The following is a 22532-nucleotide window of genomic DNA, read 5'->3' as shown; positions in this document are numbered from 1 at the left end:
GGGGAGCGAAGGACTGGGGACATTTTGGATATAGCGCCGGAGACAGAGGATATCGCCGACATGCCGGCCCGTCGGCGATGGTTCGAAAATCGGCCTGTGCTGAAGCGCATCGTTCTTGCCGTGCTGGCGCTGGTCGTCCTCCCCTACGTGCTGATCTTTTTCTATCTGCTGCCCTTCATCCACCCGGTCTCGACGCTGATGCTGCGCGATCTCGTGCTGTTGCGCGGTTATGACCGCAGATGGGTGTCGCTGGACGAGATCTCTCCGGTCCTGGTGCAGTCGGTGATGATGTCCGAGGACGGGCAATATTGTTTCCATGGCGGCGTCGACTGGGCCGAGATGCGCATGCTGGTCGTGGATACGATGAAGGGTCAGGCAACGCGCGGCGGCAGCACCATCCCGATGCAGACGGCCAAGAATCTCTTTCTCTGGAACAGCCGCTCCTTCGTGCGCAAAGCGATGGAGCTTCCGCTCGCCGTCTCCACGGATTTCGTCCTGTCGAAACGGCGGCTGATGGAAATCTATCTCAACATCGCCGAATGGGGTCCCGGTATCTATGGCGTCGAGGCGGCAGCTCAGCATCATTTCAAGGTGCCGGCCTCGAAGCTGACGCGGCGGCAGGCATCGCTGCTTGCCGTCTCGCTGCCGAACCCGATCGACCGCAATGCCGGCAAACCCGGACGCGGCCTTCGTCGGCTGGCCGGCGTGATCGAGAGGCGTGCGCAGGGTTCCGGCGATTACGTCAAATGCATCTATGATTGAGATCAGAGCTTATCGTTAGAGCGGTTCGGCCTTCATGGCAGCGCGGAACCTTCTAACTTTTTGTTTTAACGCATTTCCCGGCGAAAGCGCTTCGCGCTTGCCTGGGAAAACCGATTCACATTTTTTGCTGGAATTACGGTAGAAGCCGCAAGCGTCATCTGACATTCTTGGTTCTGCCATATGGGCGATGCAGTCCAATCGGAGTCCCTCAGTCGCCCATGACCGCCACGATCTTTTCTTCCGAACTGCTCCTCTATTCGAAGACGCACAATCCGAACCCGCCCGCCCATCTCGGCAGCCGTTATCGCAGGGTCGGCGGCTTTCTGCCCGAGCCCGGCAGTACCATCGTCTGTCATGTCGAGAAGGCGTCGCGGACGCAGACGGTGCTGATCGAAGCGCGCGAGAAATTTCTGGCAATGCCCGAGGCCGAACAGTTCCTCTTCACGCCGATCTCCAGCCTTCACATGACGCTTTTCGAAGGTATCATCGAGACCAGACGCCGGCAGGATTACTGGCCGCGTGATCTCCCTCTCGATACGCCGATCGGCGACATGACAGAGCTGCTGGCGGCACGGCTCGAACGTTTTTCAATGGCCGAGCCTTTCAAGATCGCCGTCGTCGAAGCCCGGCCGTCAGGACTGCTCGTCGATGGGGCAACCGAGAAGGACCGCAAGATCATGCGCGCCTGGCGCGACGCATTTGCCGATCTTCTCGGCTATCGCCAACCGAACCATATGGACTACAAGTTCCATATCACCTTCGCCTATCCGATCGAACGGCTGGAGGACGAAGCCTTGCCGCGCTGGCAGGCAATGCTTGACGGCGTGGCCGAGGATATCCGCCGCAAGGCTGCTGTTTTCGAGATGACGCCGCCGGCATTCTGCGTGTTCGAGGACATGAACCATTTCCACGAACTGCTGATCTTCGAATTCGACGCCTGAATGGGAGAGGCCCATGGACAGACCCACGCTCTACATCGCCAACAAGAATTATTCCTCCTGGTCGTTCCGGCCATGGATGGCGCTGACCGGCGCCGGTGTCGATTTCGAGGAAGTCCTGATCCCCTTCGACTATCCCGGCGGCAATCCCGACATCAAGGCCATCTCGCCAAGCGGCAATGTGCCGGTCCTGCAGCACGGCGCATTGAAGATCTGGGAATCGCTGGCGATCATCGAATATGCCGCCGAGCTTTATCCCGAAGCCGGCCTTCTGCCGAGGGATCGCGCTGCGCGGGCGCTCGCCCGTTCGGTTTCGATGGAGATGCTGTCGAGCTTCCGGGCCTTGCGCGGCGCCTGCCCGATGAATATCCGCCGGCCAAAGGCAAGGATCGTCTTGCCGGATGGTGTCGCCGCCGATATCAGCCGTATCGAGACGATCTGGCGCGACCTTCTGCAGAAATCCGGCGGACCGTTTCTCTTCGGTGCCTTCAGCGGTGCGGATGCGATGTTTGCGCCTGTCGTCAACCGGTTCGATATTTATGACCTCGTCGATCGGGACGACACGCTCGCCTATATGACGACGATGAAGGCGCATCCGGCCTGGCGCAAATGGGAAGAGGCGGCCCGCGCCGAGCGTTGGATCGTGGCGGAAGACGAAGTCTAAGGCAGGAATAGTCTCCTCGCAAAAAATATTCATGGGGACTGGTCAAGGCCGCCCCTTGCATGTATAAGCGCGCAAAATTTCCGAAATCGCGACATGTCCGTTTCGGCCGCCAGTCTGGCCGTGGGAATGTTTTGCCCGCAAGTGGAGTAAGAGAAATGGCTGTACCGAAGAGAAAAACGAGCCCGTCCAAGCGCGGCATGCGCCGTTCGGCTGATGCGCTGAAGGCTCCGACCTATGTCGAAGACAAGAATTCCGGCGAACTGCGCCGCCCGCATCACATCGACCTGAAGACCGGCATGTATCGTGGCCGCCAGGTTCTGACGCCGAAGGAAAGCGCATAATTTTCCGATCCGGCTTGTCCGATCGAAAGTTTCAGAGGCCGGCGTCAAGCCGGCCTTTTGCATTTCGGCGATATAATATTTGCAATGACTTGCGGTGGGGCAACGGTTTACGGCAGTATTCTTCCGGTCGCCAAGGAGAGATTGCCGATGATAGCCGCCATGCCGCTGATGATTATCCCGTTTATTCTCTACAATCTGGCGATGCTCGGCCTGATGGGCGACGGCGGCATTGCAGCGCTGCAGCACGACATCATTGTGCTGTCCATGCTCTCGGGCGCGATCTGGAGCATGGCGCTCGGCGATCTCTTCATCGTCATAGCGCTCGTCGTGCTCTTCTTCGAAATCCTGAAGGCAACCAGAACCGGCCCCGGCAACCTCATCAACCACATCTTGTCGATGCTGGTGTTCATCGCCTTCCTGGTCGAGTTTCTGCTCGTCCAGGACGCTGCGACGCAGGTATTCTTCATACTGATGACGATCGCTCTGATCGATGTGATCGGCGGTTTTGCCGTTTCGATCCGAAGCGCCGGGCGGGATGTCTCGATCGGCTTATAGGTTATCGAGCTTGTTCTGAAGGGCGCGGAGCTGTTCCTTCAGCTCGTCGATATCCTTGGCCTCGGCCTTGCGGCTTTCCTTGGCCGCCGGCGGGTTCATGAAAGGCGAAAACATCTGCATCGCCTGCTGAAACAGCTCCGTATTGCGGCGAACCTGGTCCTCGACCATCTGCATCGGCAATTGCAGGTTCTTGCCGAGCGGCGTTTCGCCAAAGGCGCGGTTCACCTGCTCGCGCATCTGGGCCTGCTGTTCGCTAAAGGCGCGCATCGAATGTTCGAGAAAGCTCGGCACGACCATCTGCATCTGGTCGCCGTAATAGGTGATGAGCTGGCGCAGGAAGGAGATCGGGAGCAGTGTGTTGCCGGTCTTCGATTCCTGTTCGAAGATGATCTGGGTCAGCACCGAATGGGTGATGTCATCTCCGCTTTTTGCATCCTGGACGGTAAAATCCTCGCCCCTCTTCACCATCTCCGCCAGATCTTCCAGCGTCACGTAGGTGCTGGTGCCTGTATTGTACAGGCGGCGATTGGCGTATTTCTTGATGACTATCTGACCCTCGTTCTTCGCCATATCAGTCTCCTGAACCCCGTCTGATTTATGGATGTTCCTCCACTTCAGACTGTAAACGCAAAAGAAGGCCGGTGACAATCTCTTTGTGCGATGCGGCAAACCTTTAGCAGATCATACGAATCGGCTTTACGGGCCGCCGCCGAAAAATACCGCCGGCCGGTCTTCGCGTTTGACTTGTGCTCAAAGCTTTGCCAGTTTCCCCTTATGTAAGTGGGACGAAAAACGAGGAGCCTCCCCATGAGCAATTCATCCGTCGTCATCGCCAGCGCAGGTCGAACCGCAGTCGGTTCGTTCAACGGCGCTTTCGCAACGGTCCCCGCCCATGAACTCGGTGCGGCCGTCATCAAGGGTGCGCTCGTGCGCGCCGGCGTCGACGCCGGCGAAGTCGACGAGGTGATCCTCGGCCAGGTGCTGGCCGCCGGCGAGGGCCAGAACCCGGCCCGCCAGGCAGCGATCAAGGCCGGTATTCCCAAGGAAGCGACGGCCTGGGGCGTCAACCAGCTCTGCGGCTCCGGCCTGCGCGCCGTCGCGCTCGGCATGCAGCAAATCGCCACCGGCGATGCCAGGATCATCGTTGCCGGCGGCCAGGAATCCATGTCGATGGCGCCGCATGCCGTGCATTTGCGCGGCGGCGTCAAGATGGGCGACGCGAAGATGGTCGACACGATGATCAAGGACGGCCTGACCGATGCCTTCCATGGTTATCACATGGGCATCACCGCCGAGAATATTGCGCGCCAATGGCAGCTTTCGCGCGATGAGCAGGATCAGTTCGCCGTCGCTTCGCAGAACAAGGCGGAGGCCGCCCAGAAAGCCGGCCGCTTTACCGATGAGATCATCCCCTATGTCATTCAGACGCGTAAGGGCGACGTGACCATCGATGCCGACGAATATATCCGTCACGGCGCCACGCTGGAGGCGATGGGCAAGCTGCGTCCGGCCTTCGACAAGGACGGCACGGTTACGGCTGCGAATGCCTCCGGCCTCAACGACGGCGCCGCCGCCGCGGTGCTGATGAGCGAAGCCGAAGCGGTCCGCCGCGGCATCCAGCCGCTCGCCCGCATCGTTTCCTGGGCAACGGCGGGCGTCGATCCTTCGATCATGGGCACCGGCCCGATCCCGGCGTCCCGCAAGGCGCTGGAAAAGGCCGGCTGGTCGGTCGGCGATCTCGATCTCGTCGAAGCCAACGAGGCTTTTGCGGCGCAAGCCTGCGCCGTCACCAAGGATCTCGGATGGGATCCGGCCAACGTCAACGTCAATGGCGGGGCGATTGCGATCGGCCATCCGATCGGCGCTTCCGGCGCGCGTGTTCTCAACACGCTGTTGTTCGAAATGAAGCGCCGCGGCGCGAAGAAGGGCTTGGCCACGCTTTGCATCGGCGGCGGCATGGGCGTCGCCATGTGCTTCGAGGCATTTTAATAGCATACGATACGATCCGTCATTGATTGAAATCCCGCCAAGCGCGGGCGAAAACACAAAGGGGAGCGGAACATGAGCAGAGTGGCTCTGGTCACCGGAGGTACACGCGGCATCGGCGCAGCCATATCCATGGCGCTGAAAAACGCCGGATACAGGGTTGCGGCGACTTATGCCGGCAATGACGAGAAGGCCAGAGCCTTCCACGAGGTCACCGGCGTTGCCGTATTCAAGTGGGACGTTTCGGACTACGCCGCCTGCGGTGAAGGGATCGCCACGGTTGAAAGCGAGATCGGACCGGTCGAGATTCTCGTCAACAATGCCGGCATCACCCGCGATGCAATGTTCCACAAGATGACGCCGCAGCAGTGGCACGAGGTGATCAATACCAACCTCACCGGCTTGTTCAACATGACCCATCAGGTCTGGACAGGCATGCGCGACCGCAGCTTCGGGCGCATCGTCAACATCTCATCGATCAATGGCCAGAAGGGCCAGATGGGCCAGGCGAACTATTCGGCCGCCAAGGCCGGCGATCTCGGTTTCACCAAGGCGCTTGCCCAGGAAGGGGCAGCGAAAAACATCACGGTCAACGCCATCTGCCCCGGTTACATCGGAACGGAAATGGTGCTCGCCGTGCCGGAGAAAGTGCTGAACGAACGCATCATTCCCCAGATTCCCGTCGGCCGTCTCGGCGAGCCGGAAGAGATCGCCCGTTGCGTCACCTTCCTCGTCTCCGACGATGCCGGCTTCATTACCGGCTCGACGCTGACGGCCAATGGCGGACAGTTCTTCGTCTAGCTCATTCTGCGAGCATCGGAATCGATTTCGAAATGATCGCGTAGACTGAAAAAGGAGCGCATCCGACTGGATGCGCTCCTTTTTCTGTCCGGCATGCCACCGTTGGCGGCCGCAAAGAAAAACGGGCGCCGAAGCGCCCGTTGGGAAGTCCGATATGAGCTTGCCGGTCAGTAGCGGCAGCGGGCCTCGTAGCGGCGGCCGTAGCGGTCGCGATAGATGCAGTAGCCGCGGCGTTCGACCGACTGGCCGATCAGAGCGCCGGTCAGACCGCCGGCCACGGCGCCGACAGCGGCACCACCCCAGCTGTTGGTGACGGCGCCGCCGATGACCGCACCGGTGCCGGCGCCGATTGCCGTGCCCTGCTCGGTCGCCGTGCAGGATGCGAGAGCGCCTACAAGCGCGCCAACGAGAACTATCTTCTTCATCATGTCGTAACTCCCCAGGTTGTCGGGCTTTAGATGCGGCCCATTAGTACAAGGATAATGATAATGACGAGAACTAGCCCCAAACCGCCGGAAGGTCCATAGCCCCAGCCACGGCTATAACCCCAATTCGGCAGGGCTCCGATCAAGAGCAGAATGAGGATAACGAGAAGTATCGTGCCAAGCATGGTGTGTTTCCTTCATTTCATCCGCAATCTGAATGGACAAGAAACACGCATTGGCGATTTTTGTTCCCGGTTGAGCGCGCGAATTGTGATGCGACGCGATTCATGGTTTGCGATCCGTCTTCCCCGGTAAATTGTCGATATGGTTAAAAAGACGTTTAAATACAATATGTTGCGGTGAACAAAGCGGGAAGATCGCAATGTCGCCGATTCGTCGGTGATTCGTTCCGTTTTTGATCGATCCGATCGCGCAAGCGGTTCCCGGATTAGGACTGTGTGAATTTCGTCGTCAAAAGGTTAACGCCCGCCCGAACGGTGAGACATGAGGATCTGTCGCCCTGCCTGCATCTAGCGGCTGCATAGGGCGGCGGCACCAGATCTTGCCGTGAACGAAAGGTGAAAGCGGTTCGGTCGGCGATTCGTCTCCGATTCGTTCCGGATTTGGTCGAGGGGTTAATTTGGGTAGAATTTTCGCTCGGCAAAAAGCGCGCGGCAGTCCGCCGGCAAGGCGACCGAAATGCGAACGGACAGAGTCTCGCGATTCAGCATCTAGTGGGAAAAAGTGATTCAAAATCAATACTTAGCCGTGAACAAAAGCTGAATCAGCGGGAGTCAGCGATTCGTCGCTGATTCGTTCTCACGCTGTTCCGAATCGGAAATGCAGGCGTTCCCGATGACTCGCAAAGGTCGTAATCGCGGAAGCATTTTAAAATCTGCCCTTGCGTTTGCAGCGGCAGCTGTCCATGTGTTCTATGCCTCTGTCGCGAGGCGACAGTTTTCCTGGGGCCGCCCGCCTCATTTGCATGGACCATGACTCTGACTTCGCAGCCGATGATTCTGAGCGGGCGCGGTGTGACCGCGATGCTCGGACCAACCAATACCGGTAAGACCCATTATGCCATCGAGCGCATGGTTGCGCACGGGACCGGCGTGATCGGCCTGCCGCTCCGGCTGCTGGCGCGCGAGGTCTATACGCGGGTGGTGGAGAAGGTTGGCGTGCAGAACGTGGCGCTGGTCACCGGTGAGGAAAAGATTTCGCCGGCCAACGCACGTTTTTCCGTCTGTACCGTCGAAGCGATGCCGCGCGACACCAAGGCCGCCTTCGTCGCAATCGACGAGGTGCAGCTCGCCGGCGATCTCGAGCGCGGCCATATCTTCACCGACCGCATCCTGCACCTTCGCGGCCGCGAGGAGACGCTGCTGCTCGGCGCGGCAACGATGCGGCCGATCCTGCAGCAGCTCCTGCCCGGTATCACCATCGTCGAGCGGCCGCGGCTTTCGCATCTTTTCTATGCCGGGCAGAAGAAGATCACCCGGCTGCCGCAGCGCTCCGCCATCGTCGCTTTTTCGGCCGACGAGGTCTATGCCATCGCCGAGCTCATCCGCCGGCAGCGCGGCGGTGCGGCGGTCGTGCTGGGCGCGCTCAGCCCGCGCACCCGCAACGCGCAGGTCGCGCTTTATCAGGCCGGCGACGTCGAATATCTGGTGGCGACCGATGCGATCGGCATGGGCCTCAATCTCGATGTCGATCACGTCGCCTTCGCCCAGGACAGAAAATTCGACGGCTACCAGTTCCGCAACCTCAATCCGGGTGAACTCGGCCAGATCGCCGGCCGCGCCGGGCGGCACGTCCGCGACGGAACCTTCGGCGTCACCGGCCAGGTCTCGCCCTTCGAAGAAGAGCTGGTGCAACGCATCGAGGGCCACGAATTCGACAACGTCAAGGTTTTGCAATGGCGCACGACCGAGATGGACTTCTCCTCGATCCAGTCGCTGCGCGCCAGCCTCGAGGCGGGACCGCGCGTGGCGGGGCTGACGCGAGCACTGCCCGCGGTCGACCAACAGGCGCTCGAACAGCTTTCGCGCTATCCCGAGGTCATCGATCTCGCCGATCGGCCGGCACGCGTCGAAAAACTCTGGGAGGCTTGCGCACTTCCCGACTACCGGCGTATCACTCCGGCACAACATGCCGATCTTATCTCGACCCTCTTTTCCGATCTCGTCCGCTATGGCACGGTGAACGAGCAGTTTCTGGCGGAGCAGGTTCATCGCTCCGATCGGACAGACGGGGAAATTGACACGCTTTCGGCGCGAATCGCGCAGATAAGGACCTGGACCTATGTTTCGAATCGGCCCGGCTGGCTGGCTGATCCGACACATTGGCAGGAAAAGACGCGGGAAATCGAAGATCGATTGTCCGATGCGTTACATGAAAGGTTGACGAAACGCTTTGTTGATCGCAGGACATCTGTGCTCATGAAGCGCCTGAGAGAGAATGCGATGCTGGAAGCTGAAATCAGTGTGAATGGCGATGTCTTCGTTGAAGGACATCATGTAGGGCAGTTAAGCGGATTCCGTTTCACGCCGGTGGCGGGAACGGACGGACCGGATGCCAAGGCGGTTCAGGCTGCGTCACAGAAGGCGCTCGCGCTCGAATTCGAAGCAAGAGCGGCGCGGATGCATGCCGCCGGCAATAGCGATCTGGCGATCGGCTCGGACGGGTTGATCCGCTGGCTCGGCGACCCGGTGGCGCGGCTTTCGGGCAGCGATCACGTCATGCGCCCGCGGGTGATCCTGCTGGCCGACGAACAGTTGACGAGCAATGCCCGCGATCACGTCGCCGCCCGCATCGAGCGCTTCGTCAATCATCATATCAGCACGGTGCTGAAGCCGCTCGACGATCTGTCGCGCGCCGAGGACCTGCAGGGGCTGGCCAAGGGGCTGGCCTTCCAGCTCGTCGAAAATCTCGGCGTGCTCTTCCGTCGTGACGTGACCGAGGAGGTGAAGTCGCTGGATCAGGAGGCCCGCGCCTCCATGCGTCGCTACGGCGTGCGTTTCGGTGCCTACCATATCTTCGTTCCGGCACTGCTGAAGCCGGCGCCGGCCGAACTGATCACGCTGCTCTGGGCGTTGAAGAACGACGGTCTCGACAAGCCGGGTTACGGTGACCTCATTCCCGTGCTGGCCGCCGGCCGAACCTCCGTCGTGACCGATCCGAGCTACGAGCGGATGTTCTACAAGCTCGCCGGCTTCCGTTTCCTCGGCAAGCGTGCGGTGCGAATCGACATTCTCGAGCGGCTTGCCGATATCATCCGTCCGCTGCTGCAGTGGAAACCCGGTCAGAACAACCGTCCGGAGGGCGCCTATGACGGCCGCCGCTTCACGACGACGACGGCGATGCTGTCGATCCTCGGCGCGACGCTCGAGGACATGGAAGAAATCCTCAAGGGTCTCGGCTATCGCGCCGATGCCGTGAAGGCGGAAGAGGCCTCGGCTCATCTTGCCGCGCAGGACGCCGCTACGGCGCCTGCCGCCCCTGCGGAAACCTCCGCGGAAGAGACGGTGGAAAAAGCCGATCATGACGACGCCGACGCGACGGCGGAAGAGACTGCTTCCGAGCCATCCCCAGCCGAGGCGGCCTTGGCCACAGCCGACGCGCCCGCGGCAGAAGCACTCCAAAGCAACCCTGCGGCCGAAGCGGTCGAAACATCCGCCTCGGCGGAGGCTTCGGCTGCCGGCGACGCGGCCGCTGCTTCCGGCGAGGCTGGCGAACCGGCGGAACCGAAGCCGGTTCTTCTGTGGCGCCTCGGCGGCCGTAACGATAATCATCGCCAGGCGCGTGGTCATGGCGAACGCCGCGGCGGCCAGGGCCACGATCGCGGCCAGAACCAGGACCGCGAGCGCAATCGCCGTCCGGGCGGCGGTGAAGGCGGCGAGGGCAATCGCGGCGGCGACGGACGCGACAACAACCGCAACAACCGCGGCAAGGACGGCGGTCGCGATGGCCGGTCGCAGCAGGCAAGGGGCGGCGAGCGCAAGGACCAGCCGCGCGGCGACCGGCAGGACCGTGGCGATCGCAAGGATCGTGACGATCGCAATGACCGTAACGATCGCAACAACAATCGCGGCGCACAGCCGCTGCGCTTCGAGGCCAAGCCGCCACGCAAGGAGAAGCCGATCGATCCGGATTCGCCCTTCGCCAAGCTCGCCGCTCTCAAGGAACAGATGAAGAAGTAGTCATGGGCGGGGAGACACAGCCGGCAAGCGGTTCGCGCCAGCGCATCGACAAGTGGCTGTTCTTCACGCGCATGGTGAAGTCGCGTTCGCTGGCGCAGAGCCATGTCCAGTCCGGACACGTGCGCATTAACGGCGAGCGCTGCAGCCATCCGAGCCAGATGGTCAAGCCGGGCGACCGCATCGAGTTGGCGCTGGAACGGCGTGACGTCGTTCTCATCGTACGCCTCGCCGGGGAGCGGCGTGGTCCCTATGAGGAGGCCCGCCTCCTCTATGATGACCAATCCCCGCCGCCGGATGAGGCAAAACGCCTCACCCCCTACGAGCAGGCGATCCGGGCGACCGGGACCGGCCGTCCGACCAAAAAGGAAAGACGCGCAATCGACAGGCTGATGTCGGACGAGGATTAGAAAACTCTGTCTGCGGCGGGGGCTTTTGCAGATCGTTTATCCTTGAAATCCGGCGATAAAGCCGATACGTCACTGACAACCTGCCGGAAGCGTGCTTGCCTCCCAAGCCTGTCCACGCTTTTCGTCCGGCACGGGGATAGGCGCGACGTTCCAGGTTGCCCGGCCCCATCCGCATGGAAATCCTGGAGTTCTTCATGACCTATGTCGTGACCGACAATTGCATCAAGTGCAAATACACCGATTGCGTAGAAGTCTGCCCCGTCGACTGCTTCTATGAAGGCGAGAATTTCCTCGTCATCCATCCCGACGAATGCATCGATTGCGGCGTCTGCGAGCCCGAATGTCCCGCCGAGGCGATCAAGCCGGATACCGAGCCGGGCCTCGACAAGTGGCTGAAGATCAACACCGAGTATGCCAGCATCTGGCCGAATATCACGGTCAAGAAGGAGCCGCTGCCGGAGGCCAAGGAGATGGACGGCCAGACCGGAAAATTCGAGAAGTACTTCTCCGAACAACCCGGTTCCGGCGATTAACGCGGCCGCCCGATCGACCGCCGGATTTGGGCGTTTCCGCGATGAAACGTTTTAAATCCTGCGTGTCTGATATGGGTGATCTGTGTTGCCCGCATGACTCAGGCGAACCAAATTATTGATTTCCTCATATTTTTATGATAGGTTTCGCCTACTGTTCCATTTGTGGCATGGCGCATGCCCAAAACCATCACGAAAGCAAAACCAATCCGTACGCGGTTTCCGTGACATATCAACGCTTTGAGCGCCGGGTCCCCCAGATCGCGCGCAAGAAGTCCTTGCTTTTGCCTGATGGGACCAGAGTGAAGTCACCCGACGGATGCACCGTCTCAACCGGGCCTGACTGACCCGGCTCCGGCCGCCGCCGGAAGCGTAACAGGGAGTTTTTGGATAGAATGACGACTCAGCAGAAAAAACCTTCTACAGCACGTCACGGCTTCAAGACCGGTGAATCGATCGTCTACCCCGCTCACGGCGTCGGTACCATCACCGCTATTGAAGAGCAAGAAGTTGCCGGCATGAAGCTCGAACTTTTCGTTATCGATTTCGAGAAGGACAAGATGCGCCTGAAGGTTCCGGTCGCGAAAGCGATGAGCATCGGCATGCGCAAGCTGTCGGAAACGGATTTCGTCGATCGTGCCTTGAAGGTTGTGCAGGGCAAGGCGCGCGTCAAGCGCACCATGTGGTCCCGCCGTGCCCAGGAATATGATGCCAAGATCAATTCCGGCGATCTGATTTCCATCGCTGAAGTCGTGCGTGATCTTTATCGTGCGGAGAACCAGCCCGAGCAGTCCTATTCCGAGCGCCAGCTCTACGAGGCTGCGCTCGACCGCATGGCGCGCGAAATCGCCGCTGTCAACAAGATGTCGGAAACCGAGGCTGTCCGCCTCGTCGAGACCAACCTCAACAAGGGTCCGAAGCGCGGCAAGGCCATCGAGGAAGACGATTCGCAGGACGAAGCCGCATAAGGCGACCCTGTTTTCCTTATGAAAAAACCCGGCCTTCGTGCCGGGTTTTTTATTGGAACTTTTTCCCGGCTGCCGCGTTTACCACACGTAATTGCGGACTGCTCGTCGGGCGCTGGCTCGTCGGGCGAACTGCCATTCCGTCAATGTTCGGTGAGGAGCGGATCATGCCTTTTCATTATCGCCCATCCGGCAACGTGAAGAAACAGGTCCGGCCCGGCCGTCTTAGCGGCACATGATGAGAATTAGGGCCTCCCCCTGAAAAGTCCAGGGGTGAGGCCTTCATGCACTCGCAACCCCATTCAGTCCGGACAGCGATGTTCCGGAAGGTGAGTTTTATTGTTCATTTTGAGGGCGAAGGCCTGTTTTGGGAGATCGAAATGAAGAACATGTCTGCAGATCGGCGCATGATCAAAATCGCGATGGCCGCCCCCTATCTCGCCCGCCAGGAAGAGCACGACCTCGCCACCCGCTGGAAAGATCACGACGATCGCGGCGCGCGCAACCAAATCGCCATGGCGCATATGCGCCTGGTGATCTCCATGGCCGGCAAGTTCCGCAATTTCGGTCTGCCGATGAGCGACCTCGTGCAGGAGGGCTATGTCGGACTGCTGGAGGCCGCCGCGCGTTTCGAACCGGAACGTGATGTGCGCTTTTCGACCTATGCCAGCTGGTGGATCCGGGCTTCGATCCAGGACTATATCCTGCGCAACTGGTCGATCGTGCGCGGCGGCACGAGTTCGGCGCAGAAGGCGCTGTTCTTCAATCTGCGTCGCCTGCGCGCCAAGCTCGCCAAGGGCGACACGCAACTGACGCTGCAATCCATTCATCAGGAAATCGCCGCCGCCCTCGGCGTCAGCCTTGCCGACGTTCAGACCATGGATGCCAGACTTTCCGGCAACGACGCTTCGCTGCAGGCGCCCTCGGTCTCCGGTGATGCCGAGAGCGCGGAGAAGATGGATTTCCTCGTCAGCGACGACCCGTTGCCGGACGAACAGGTTTCCAACATGATCGACGGCGAGCGCCGCCGCGTCTGGCTCGCCTCGGCGCTGAAACATCTCAACGAACGCGAGATGAAGATCATCAGCGCTCGGCGACTGGCCGAAGATGGCGCCACGCTCGAAGAACTCGGCGCCGATCTCGGCATTTCCAAGGAGCGCGTGCGTCAGATCGAAAGCCGGGCGATGGAAAAGCTTCGCAGCGCGCTGGTCAGCGCCGACCCGCATATGGCGGCCTACGCGTAGTCCGACAGTGCTTACAGCGTCCTTTGCGCGTCTGAAAAGACGCGCGCCGTAAACCTCATTCCCCTCCAGCAGCACAGACTGGCCCGGCGCAAGCCGGGCTTTTTTTACTCGGCAATGATCTTGACGCGATCGCCGGGTGAAACGGCTGCGCCCATGGGCAGGGCGTTGATGAGCTTGAAGAGATCGAGCTTGCGGTCGGTGCCCATCATGCGGGCGGCGAGCGTCGAGATGTTCTCGCCCGGCCGCACCGTTACGACACGGATGCGCAGCGGCTTCAGCGAGGCCGCTTCCGCCGGCGTCATGCGCCGGAAACTCGCCCGCAGAACATTGGCCGTTGGTTCCAGGGCCGCGCTGCCTTTCGGCACCGCGGTGAGGAAACGGAAGATCTGCGCATTGTTGCGGATCACGGTGACATCGAAATCCCAGCGATCAGCGCTGGCGCGTGCGGTGGCAGCTTCCATGCCGTTGACGGTGATCTGCTGGATGGTCGACGGATCGAGACCGGTCACCCAGCCGCTGGAGATATAATTGGTGAGGCTCTGGTTCTGGTTGTCGGCGACGCCATCGAAACGGACGGCGATATCGCTCGGGCCGGTGGCCATCACCGCCTCGACCTTGTTATCGATGTGAAAGTCCGGCGGCACGTCAAAGCGGATGCCGAGACCGCCGTGCAGGAAGGTCTGGCCGCGCACAAAGCCTTCTTCCGGGCTGTCGCCGTAGAGCAGGCCGTCTATGCCGTCGAGATAATAATCGCGGCCCTTGTCGCCGACCGAACCTTCCTGGCCGAAGGCCCGCGCATGCGTGCGGGCAAGCTCGATGCGCTGGGCGGAATTCGGGTGGCTCGACAGGAAGTCGAGGCTCTGGTCGGCTTCCGGGTCGACCGACATGAAGCGGCTGTAGGCCGCCATGGAATCGAGGAAGCGGGCGGCAGCATAGGGATCGTAGCCGGCTTCGCCAAGCATGCGCACGCCGATGACATCGGCCTGCAGCTCCTGCTGGCGGGAGAAGGCGGCGAGCCGCAGCTTGCCGCGGGCCAGCGCCTGTTTGCCGGCGATATCGCTGGAAAGGACTTCGGCGACGACGCGGCTGGCGATGACCTCAGCCTCTTCGCGCTTCTGCCGCTCGATGCCGTGGTTCGCTGTCACATGGCCCATCTCATGCGAGAGCACGGCCGCGACCTCCGAGGCGTCATTGGCAAGGGCGAGCAGGCCGCGGGTAACGTACAGGTAACCGCCCGGCAGCGCAAAGGCGTTGATAGCAGGCGAGTTCAAGATGGTGATGCGGTAGGACTGGCTCGGATTTTCCGACACCGCCGTCAGCGCACCGGCGATGCGGGCGACGAGACGCTCGGTCTTGGCATCCTTATATTCGCCGCCGTAGCTTGCCACGATGCGCGGATGTTCGCGGGCGCCCATCGCCGCGCGCGGGTCGTTCTTCTGAACCTCGTCGACGATCTGCGGATTGGAAGACGGCGAGATGCTCGGCTGATAGGATTGTTCGATCAGCGATTGACACCCGTTCAGCGCCATTGCGATGGCTGAAAGCAACATCAGGCGACGCGCGAAACAGCGCGGCGCGGAGATGGCATCACTGGAAAGCGCGGGTGATTTCCACGTCGTCAAGCTGTCCAGTCTGGTTCTCCGCATCATGTCGCTGCTTTGCCGGTTTGCCGCAAATCTGGACCGGCCTTGGCAAGGGGAACTCAACAGGTGCGCACCCCTGATCTCGCGCTGCACAATAGGCCGATACAAGTCATTGCTGTAGCTGATTTACGCATCGGTTGCATAGCGAGACTCTGTTTAATTGTGGCGCCGTTGCATTTTGGCAATGCCTCAGCCGTGAGGCCTCCCTTCGCTCGGATGAAATTATGGCGAAAGTTCCGTCATGCGGCGCAGATTTGTCGGCGCCACGGAAAAAGAACGGGGTGATTGAGGCAATCGCCGTGGAAACAGCAACAGGGTCGCGAAATTCACAACTCTTGATCATGATTTAGAGGAAGGGAAAGCCTGCTGTGAGGCATTCCGGTTTTGCCTTTGGGCTATTCCGCCGCTTCCGCCGTTGCCGATTGCAGCTGCTTCGTCTCGCCGGCGCGCGGCAGCTGCACGGGCTTCAGCATCACGGCGGCGGCAAGGCCGATCAGGGCAATGGCGCAGGAGGTCATGAACAGCGGCGAGAAGGCGGCGGCATAGAGATCGGCGACGGCCTGGCGGCTAGCTTCGGGAAGGGCGGCCATCATCTTCGGAGTCAGCTGTTCGATATCGGCAACACCGGCAATGGGAACGCCGGCCTTGCCGAGACCGGAGGCGATGACGGCGCCGTAGATGGAAATGGCGATCGAGGCGCCGCCCATGCGCGAGAGCGTCACCGAGCCGGTCGCGGCGCCGACGTCGCGGTCTGGCGCGGCATTCTGCACGCCGATAACGGGAACCTGCTGGGCAAGGCCGATGCCGATTCCGTGCAGCAGCATAATCGTCCCGATGAAGGCGATCGGCGTTCCGGCCTGCATCTGCGACATCAGCGCGAAGGCGACGGCGCTACAGGTGAAGCTGGCAATGGCGAAGGGTTTGTAGCGCCCCGTCCTGGAAATGATCCGGCCTGCCGATAGCGAACCGCACACCAGACCGCCCGTGAGAAGAATGAACAGAAGGCCGGCGGCGGAGGGCGAAAGACCGGTCGTCGTCTGCAGGAAGAGAGCGAAGTAATTGACCATCCCGATGGCAATGGCGCCGCCCATGATCGAGATGATCAGCAACAGGCTGAAGGTCGAATTGCGAAAGAGCTGCAGCGGCACGATCGGCTCCAATGCGCGGCGCTCGACGAAAACCCAGGCGACGGCGCAAACGACGCCGAAGGCGACGACGCCAATACTCTCAGGCGAGATCAATGCGCCGAACAGTTCGCTGCTATCGGTGGCGAGCACGATGCTCGTGGCCGTCAGCGCAAGCAGCAGCGCACCGGCATAGTCGATCTTGGGGCGGCGATGCGGTTTGCGGTAAGGCAGCATGAAGGCAAGGCCGGTCAGCGCGATGACGCCGATCGGTACGTTGACGAGGAAGATCGAGCGCCAGCCGAAGAGGTCGCTCATCGTGCCGCCGAGCACTGGACCGATCGCGCCCGACGCCATCAGCACCAAGCTGGAATAGCTCTGATAGCGCGCCCGCTCGCGCGGCTCGAACAGATCGGCGTTGACGGCAAAGATCGATACCATAATGCCGCCGCCACCGAGGCCCTGCAGCACGCGGGCGGCGATCAGCGTATCCATCGAGACGGCGAGGCCGCAGACCGCGGAGCCGACGGTGAAGATTGCGATCGCCGTCATCATCACATATTTGCGGCCGAAGAGATCGCCGAGCTTGCCATAGAGCGGCATGACGGCGCTGAGCGCCAGAAGATAGGCCGAGCCGATCCAGCCGAAACGTTCGAGATGGCCGAATTCGCCGACGATCGTCGGCAGTGCCGTGGAAACGATCTGATTATCCAGCGTCGCCATGAACATGGCGGTCATCAGGAAGAAGAAGAGGATAAGCCGGCGACGAGGATCCGTCACCAGCGGCGCAGGCGCGAGTTGCATGTCCATGGGGCGTCGTTCCGATTGGTCGGTTTTTTATGTGCTGTTAGCATATAATTGTCAATAGCACATTATTGACGTCGGCATATTCAGTTTCCGCTTGCGCTCTGTTATGGTGCCATCATGAATGAAACTCCGACCAGCATCCTGTCCAACAGCCCGGCCGAGCCGGAGGACGACAACGTGCCTCTCATCGGCCGGAGCATGGCGCGCATGCGGCTGATGACAGGGCGGCGGCTGATCGGCCGGTTGGCGATCCAGAGCGCCGCACCGGGCCTTGAGCTTTCGCATCTCGATGTGCTCGATGCCGTGCGCAGGGCGCAGCCTGCCGGCGAAGTCACGGTCGGCCTGATCGCGGAGATGCTGCGCATCGATCCCTCACGGGCAAGCCGGGTGGTCGCCGAGATGGTCGGACGCAACGTGCTGCGCCGCGAGGCGTCGCAGGCCGATGCGCGGCGGATCGTCGTCGTCATGACGGCGGCGGGCGAGGCCCTGCTTGCTGAGATCCGCGCGCAGAAATTCGCAATCATCTCTCAGATCGTCTCCGATTGGCCTGAAGAGGATGTCGAACGTTTCGCGACGCTGTTCGATCGCTTTATCGGCGGTTACGAGGCGATCTTCCTGTCGCGTGACAAGGATACGCCGGGTTGAGGTGATCCGCCGATCCTTCGGCCCTTCCCCTCGACCCCCCGTTTGCGCTAAGGGCAATGCCCATGAGCCAATCCACCTTCACCATTCTGCTCGGCGGCGAACTCAGCCTGACGGAGCGTCTGCGCCGTGCGATCGGCGGCAGCCGCTTCATCGCAGCCGATGGCGGCATGCGGCATGCGGCCGCACTCGGCGTGACGCCGGAGCTCTGGGTCGGCGATTTCGATTCGACGCCGGCCGATCTCGAAGGGGCGTTTCCGGATGTGCCGAAACAGCCCTATCCCGTAGCGAAGGCGGCAACGGATGGCGAAATCGCGGTATCGGAAGCGATCGCCCGCGGTGCACGGCGGCTGATCCTCGCCGGCGCGCTCGGCGGCGAACGCTCCGATCATGCCCTTCAGCACCTGTTGTCGGCCGTCAGCCTGGCGGAAGAGGGTTTCGACATGCTGCTGACCTCGGGCAAGGAAGAGGCCGTGCCGCTGGTTGCAGGCGCGATCGAACTCGACCTTCCCAAGGGCAGTCTGTTTTCGGTGCTCGGATTCAGCGCGCTCACCGGGCTTTCGATCGAGAATGCGCATTATCCGCTCAGCGATTTCCATCTGCCTTTCGGCTCGTCGCGTCCCATTTCCAACGTCGCGCAAGGCGCAGTTCGCTTTTCGCTCGGCAGCGGCCGGGCGATCGTGCTCGCCCGGCCCTATGATCTTTCCGGAGTCTGACTTTTGGCCCCTCCCATTCTGAAACTCGACGATATCTTCCTGAGCTTCGGCGGCGCACCGCTTCTGGCGGGCGCTTCGCTGCAGGTCGAGCCCGGCGACAAGATCTGTCTCGTCGGCCGCAACGGCTCGGGAAAATCGACGCTGCTGAAGATTGCCGCCGGCCTGGTCGAGGCGCAGTCCGGCGAGGTCTTCCGCCATCCCTCTTCGACGGTGCGTTATCTCGAACAAGCCCCGGATTTTGCCGGCTTCAGCACGGTGCAGGCCTATGCGGAAGCCGGGCTCGGGCCGGGCGACGACCCCTATCGCGTCACCTATCTGCTGTCGCATCTCGGACTGACCGGCGAGGAAGATCCGAACACCCTTTCCGGCGGCGAATCCCGTCGTGCCGCCCTTGCCCGCGTCCTGGCGCCGGAACCTGACATTCTCCTGCTTGACGAGCCGACCAACCACCTCGATCTGCCGACGATCGAATGGCTGGAAGGCGAACTGCAGAAGACGCGCAGCGCGTTGGTTCTGATTTCGCACGACCGGCGGTTCCTCGAAAAGGTTTCGACCGCAACCGTCTGGCTCGACCGCGGCAGCTCGCGCCGGCTCGACAGAGGGTTTGCGCATTTCGAAGCCTGGCGCGACCAGGTGCTGGAGGCCGAGGAACTCGAGCAGCACAAACTCGGCAAGGCGATCGAGCGCGAGGAACACTGGCTGCGCTACGGCGTCACGGCGCGGCGCAAGCGCAACATGCGCCGCCTCGGCGAACTGCAGACGATGCGTTCGCAGTATCGTGGCCATAAGGGACCGCAGGGCACGGTGCAGGCGACGGTTTCCGACGCCCAGGAATCCGGCAAGCTGGTGATCGAGGCCGACAAGATCACCAAGGCTTTCGGCGACCGGGCCATCGTCACGCCCTTCTCCATCCGCGTGCATCGCGGCGATTGCATTGGTTTGGTCGGGCCGAACGGCGCCGGCAAGACGACATTGCTGAAAATGCTGACCGGGCAGCTTTCCCCGGATAGCGGCACGATAAAGCTCGGCACCAATCTGGAGATTGCGACGCTTGACCAGAAGCGCGAGGATCTCGATCCCGAGGATACGCTGGCAAACTACCTGACGGACGGGCGCGGCGAAAACCTGATCGTCAACGGCGAGCAGCGGCATGTCACTGGTTACATGAAGGAGTTCCTGTTTCAGCCGGAACAGGCGCGGACGCCGATCAGGAGCCTCTCCGGCGGCGAGCGCGCCCGGCTGATGCTGGCCCGCATCCTGTCACGCCCGGCAAATCTCCTGATCCTCGACGAACCGACCAACGATCTCGATATCGAGACGCTTGACCTCCTGCAGGAAATCGTCGCCGGCTTTCCCGGCACCGTCATTCTCGTCAGCCACGACCGCGATTTCCTCGACCGCACCGTGACCTCGACGATCGCGCCCGCCGTGCCGGATGCGCCAGACGGCCGCTGGATCGAATATGCCGGCGGCTATTCGGACATGCTTGCCCAGCGCAAGGGCGCGCTTGAAGAGCGCAGGAAGGCCGAGAAGGCGGCGGAGAGGCCGAAAACCCAGGAGACGGCGCCCGCCGCTGCAGGCGCGAAGGGCAAGCTCTCCTTCAAGCAGAAATTCGCGCTGGAAACCCTGCCGAAGGAGATGGCCAAAGCCGAAGCCGAGATTGCCAAGCGCGAAGTTGTGATGGCCGATCCCAATCTCTTCACGCGCGATCCCGCTGCCTTCAACCGGCTTGCTGTCGAGATGGAGAAACTGCGCGCCAGCCTCACGAAGATGGAAGAGGAGTGGCTGGAGCTCGAAATGCTGCGGGAAGAGCTGGAAGGCTGACCTTCACAACTCAACCGCTCGCGTCATCCATGTAACCGGACGGACGGCGCAGCGCTCTAATTAAAGCGCCGAGGCGGGGACGACAGCGGCGCCGGCACTGGCGCTGGCGCCCGTCTGGGCGACCTGCGGCTGCGGCTCTTCGGATTTTGATGGCAGCGCCTGCAGATGCAGGACGCGCGGCTGCAGCACCTCGAGATAGGCTTCGGAGCGGCCGATATAGATCATGCCGGTTTCGGGCATGGAGGTCAGCAGCTTCGCCATCGTTGCCTGCCACTCCGGCTCCATACCTTCCAGCACTTCGTCGAAGACGATCCAGCGCGGGCGCACGAGCAGCAGGCGGGCGAAGCCGATCGCCTTCTGTTCGTCGCTGTCGAGCAGCTTGTCCCAGCGGGCGCGGGTATCGAGCCTTGTGATCAGCGAATGCAGGCCGGCCTTGTCGAGGGCGGCCTCGATGGCGGCTTTCTCGTAAGCATTGGGGCTTTCTGGGAAGGCCAGCGCCTCGCGCAGCGTGCCGCCGGGAACATAGGCGATCTGCGGAACGAACAGCATATCGTCGACCGGCGGCAGACCCATCGTGCCGCTGCCGCATGGCCAGAGGCCGGCCATGGCCTGGAACAGCAGCTTGCGGTTGACGCTGTGATCGCCGTTGATCATGATTTTCTCGCCGGCCTTGATCACGACATCGGTTTCGCGCAGGCGGAAACCGCCGCATTCGTCGATATCTTCGCCGATCTTGGCGTTGATCACTACATCCTTCAGCGTCAGCGTGTCGGGCGCGGTGTTTTCATAGACGATGCTGTCCTTCAGGTCGTAGTCCTCGTCCATGTCGAGCAGCGCCTGGCGGAAATCGGTGACGCGCATCAGTGTGGCGCGCCATTCGGCGATCGGGCCGAAATTGGCGACGTACCAGCGCAGCGCCGTATTGACCTGGTTGAAGGCGCCGACCGACATCATCAGCTGGCCGAGGGTGAGGCCGCCGGAGAAGTAGGCGGGGGCCGCGACGATGATCGGGATAACGATCACCAGCCAGCCGTAGCCGGCCGAAACCCAGGTGAGATTGGTATTGGCCATGGCGAGCCGCTTGACGACCCGCAGCACCGAGCTGATGTCGGTGTTGATGCGCCGGCGCTCGTTCTCCTCGCCGCGCGCTACGGTGATCGCCGGCATGTTCTCATTGGCATGCATCAGCGTGAAACGAAGCTCGGCCTCTTTCGAGAAGCGGTCGGCATTGAGCTTGACCAGCTTGCGGCCGACGACCTGGCTCAGCACCGAGGCGGAGGCGGCGTAAAAGATTGCGGCCCAGACCATGTAGCCCGGAATAGAGAAGCTGTGGCCGCTGATGTGGAAGATGAAGCCGCTGGAAAGCTGCCAAAGCACGCCGATGAAGCTGACCAGAAGAATAGTCGATTGCAGCAGGCCGAGAACGAGCCCCGTCGTGCTTTCGGCGAGATTGCGAGAATCCTCGTGCAGCCGCTGGTCCGGATTGACGCCGATCAGGCCGCTGGAGGCGAGCCGCAGCGCCCGCTTGCGCTTCAGCCACTGGTCGACGAGATCGCGCGACAGGCCCTCGCGCATATAAAGCGCGGTCATCTGATTGAGCCAAGCCTGCAGCACGTTGAGCAGCAGCAGCGTGCCGGCGATCATCGCGAAGATTTCGAGCTGGTGGAAAAATTCGCCGAGGTCTCGGCGCTCGAGCGAATCGTAGAAGGGGGCGTTCCATTCATTGAGAATGACCTGGCCATAGGAGGTCGCCAGGATGACGAGGATCAGCACGGTCGCCAGAAACAGCACCTTGCCACGCACTTCAGAATTCCAGAATGCTGAGAACATCACCCCGAGGCGATAAGTCAGGCTGAAATCATACCCTACTCCATCCTGCCTCCGGATCCCCGGCCTCCCCTTGGTCTTATCTGCCATCACGCTTTTCCAACACCGCCCATACTGTCATTATTAGCATGG

General features: G+C 61.4%; 21 protein-coding genes. 15 read left to right on the top strand and 6 right to left on the bottom strand.

Features of this window, described 5'->3' with window-relative positions; genetic code table 11:
• Nucleotides 1–24: 24 nt before the first annotated feature.
• From mtgA to K6M89_RS21300, 5 genes are all read left to right on the top strand, one after another.
• Complete coding sequence (gene mtgA, locus K6M89_RS21320; RefSeq protein ID WP_097583217.1) at nt 25–762, top strand: monofunctional biosynthetic peptidoglycan transglycosylase; 738 nt, start codon at nt 25–27, stop codon at nt 760–762.
• Nucleotides 763–980: 218 nt separating this feature from the next.
• The gene (locus K6M89_RS21315; RefSeq protein ID WP_222140864.1) at nt 981–1703 is read left to right on the top strand and encodes a DUF1868 domain-containing protein; all 723 of its coding nucleotides are present in this window, start codon (nt 981–983) and stop codon (nt 1701–1703) included.
• 13 nt (nt 1704–1716) lie between these two features.
• Nucleotides 1717–2364 carry a glutathione S-transferase family protein gene (locus K6M89_RS21310; RefSeq protein ID WP_097583216.1) on the top strand — a complete coding sequence of 216 codons (648 nt, stop codon included), beginning with the start codon at nt 1717–1719 and terminating at the stop codon, nt 2362–2364.
• Nucleotides 2365–2519: 155 nt separating this feature from the next.
• On the top strand, nt 2520–2705 hold the full coding sequence (gene rpmF, locus K6M89_RS21305; protein ID WP_003543812.1) for a 50S ribosomal protein L32: 186 nt from the start codon (nt 2520–2522) through the stop codon (nt 2703–2705).
• A 147-nt stretch (nt 2706–2852) separates the two neighbouring features.
• Nucleotides 2853–3260: a hypothetical protein gene (locus K6M89_RS21300; RefSeq protein WP_183840209.1), complete on the top strand. Its 408-nt coding sequence runs from the start codon at nt 2853–2855 to the stop codon at nt 3258–3260.
• Here K6M89_RS21300 and phaR read toward each other — a convergent pair.
• A complete protein-coding gene (gene phaR / locus K6M89_RS21295; RefSeq protein WP_097583212.1) occupies nt 3255–3830 on the bottom strand; it encodes a polyhydroxyalkanoate synthesis repressor PhaR in 576 nt (191 codons plus the stop codon). The two genes, K6M89_RS21300 and phaR, sit on opposite strands and share 6 nt — an antisense overlap.
• Nucleotides 3831–4067: 237 nt before the next feature.
• On the opposite strand from phaR, the gene K6M89_RS21290 reads away from it, so the two are divergent.
• Nucleotides 4068–5249 carry an acetyl-CoA C-acetyltransferase gene (locus K6M89_RS21290; RefSeq protein WP_222140863.1) on the top strand — a complete coding sequence of 394 codons (1182 nt, stop codon included), beginning with the start codon at nt 4068–4070 and terminating at the stop codon, nt 5247–5249.
• Between the two features lie 72 nt (nt 5250–5321).
• Nucleotides 5322–6047, top strand: a complete 726-nt coding sequence (locus K6M89_RS21285; RefSeq protein ID WP_038691952.1) for a beta-ketoacyl-ACP reductase — start codon at nt 5322–5324, stop codon at nt 6045–6047.
• A gap of 167 nt (nt 6048–6214) precedes the next feature.
• On the opposite strand, the gene K6M89_RS21280 is transcribed toward K6M89_RS21285, so the two are convergent.
• Together K6M89_RS21280 and K6M89_RS21275 are read right to left on the bottom strand one after the other, a co-directional pair.
• Nucleotides 6215–6475, bottom strand: coding sequence for a YMGG-like glycine zipper-containing protein (locus K6M89_RS21280; RefSeq protein WP_010029962.1), 261 nt, complete (start codon nt 6473–6475; stop codon nt 6215–6217).
• A gap of 26 nt (nt 6476–6501) precedes the next feature.
• Nucleotides 6502–6657, bottom strand: a complete 156-nt coding sequence (locus K6M89_RS21275) for a DUF3309 family protein (protein WP_003543790.1) — start codon at nt 6655–6657, stop codon at nt 6502–6504.
• 807 nt (nt 6658–7464) lie between these two features.
• Here K6M89_RS21275 and K6M89_RS21270 point away from each other — a divergent pair.
• The 5 genes from K6M89_RS21270 to K6M89_RS21250 all read left to right on the top strand — a co-directional run bounded on the left by K6M89_RS21270 (nt 7465) and on the right by K6M89_RS21250 (nt 13817).
• Nucleotides 7465–10671 carry a helicase-related protein gene (locus tag K6M89_RS21270; RefSeq protein WP_222140862.1) on the top strand — a complete coding sequence of 1069 codons (3207 nt, stop codon included), beginning with the start codon at nt 7465–7467 and terminating at the stop codon, nt 10669–10671.
• Nucleotides 10672–10673: 2 nt separating this feature from the next.
• Entirely contained in the window at nt 10674–11078 is a 405-nt protein-coding gene (locus tag K6M89_RS21265; protein ID WP_222140861.1) for an Hsp15 family ribosome-associated heat shock protein, read from the top strand.
• A 194-nt stretch (nt 11079–11272) separates the two neighbouring features.
• Nucleotides 11273–11611 carry a ferredoxin FdxA gene (fdxA, locus tag K6M89_RS21260; RefSeq protein WP_222140860.1) on the top strand — a complete coding sequence of 113 codons (339 nt, stop codon included), beginning with the start codon at nt 11273–11275 and terminating at the stop codon, nt 11609–11611.
• A gap of 392 nt (nt 11612–12003) precedes the next feature.
• Nucleotides 12004–12576, top strand: coding sequence for a CarD family transcriptional regulator (locus tag K6M89_RS21255; RefSeq protein WP_011427211.1), 573 nt, complete (start codon nt 12004–12006; stop codon nt 12574–12576).
• Nucleotides 12577–12953: 377 nt separating this feature from the next.
• Complete coding sequence (locus K6M89_RS21250; RefSeq protein WP_018244054.1) at nt 12954–13817, top strand: RNA polymerase factor sigma-32; 864 nt, start codon at nt 12954–12956, stop codon at nt 13815–13817.
• A gap of 104 nt (nt 13818–13921) precedes the next feature.
• On the opposite strand, the gene K6M89_RS21245 is transcribed toward K6M89_RS21250, so the two are convergent.
• Together K6M89_RS21245 and K6M89_RS21240 are read right to left on the bottom strand one after the other, a co-directional pair.
• Nucleotides 13922–15466: a M48 family metalloprotease gene (locus tag K6M89_RS21245; RefSeq protein WP_222140859.1), complete on the bottom strand. Its 1545-nt coding sequence runs from the start codon at nt 15464–15466 to the stop codon at nt 13922–13924.
• A 389-nt stretch (nt 15467–15855) separates the two neighbouring features.
• On the bottom strand, nt 15856–17394 hold the full coding sequence (locus K6M89_RS21240) for an MDR family MFS transporter (RefSeq protein WP_222140858.1): 1539 nt from the start codon (nt 17392–17394) through the stop codon (nt 15856–15858).
• 114 nt (nt 17395–17508) lie between these two features.
• Here K6M89_RS21240 and K6M89_RS21235 point away from each other — a divergent pair, with 114 nt between their 5' ends.
• Genes K6M89_RS21235 through K6M89_RS21225 form a run of 3 tightly spaced genes read left to right on the top strand, consistent with a single transcriptional unit; the run spans nt 17509 to nt 20573 of the window.
• Nucleotides 17509–18036 carry a MarR family winged helix-turn-helix transcriptional regulator gene (locus K6M89_RS21235; protein ID WP_222140857.1) on the top strand — a complete coding sequence of 176 codons (528 nt, stop codon included), beginning with the start codon at nt 17509–17511 and terminating at the stop codon, nt 18034–18036.
• A gap of 56 nt (nt 18037–18092) precedes the next feature.
• Nucleotides 18093–18749, top strand: a complete 657-nt coding sequence (locus K6M89_RS21230) for a thiamine diphosphokinase (protein ID WP_222140856.1) — start codon at nt 18093–18095, stop codon at nt 18747–18749.
• Nucleotides 18750–18752: 3 nt separating this feature from the next.
• Nucleotides 18753–20573 (top strand): ABC-F family ATP-binding cassette domain-containing protein, encoded by a 1821-nt coding sequence (locus K6M89_RS21225; RefSeq protein WP_222140855.1) that lies wholly within the window; start codon nt 18753–18755, stop codon nt 20571–20573.
• Between the two features lie 60 nt (nt 20574–20633).
• Here the strand turns inward: K6M89_RS21225 and K6M89_RS21220 are convergent, their stop codons facing one another.
• The gene (locus K6M89_RS21220; protein WP_222140854.1) at nt 20634–22490 is read right to left on the bottom strand and encodes an ABC transporter ATP-binding protein/permease; all 1857 of its coding nucleotides are present in this window, start codon (nt 22488–22490) and stop codon (nt 20634–20636) included.
• Between the last annotated feature and the right edge of the window lie 42 nt (nt 22491–22532).

It is taken from the genome of Rhizobium croatiense (assembly GCF_019793465.1).
GTDB classification, from domain to species: Bacteria; Pseudomonadota; Alphaproteobacteria; order Rhizobiales; family Rhizobiaceae; genus Rhizobium; species Rhizobium croatiense.
The sequence above is the reverse complement of the archived record's forward strand: the minus strand, read 5'-3'. Positions and strand labels throughout refer to the sequence as shown.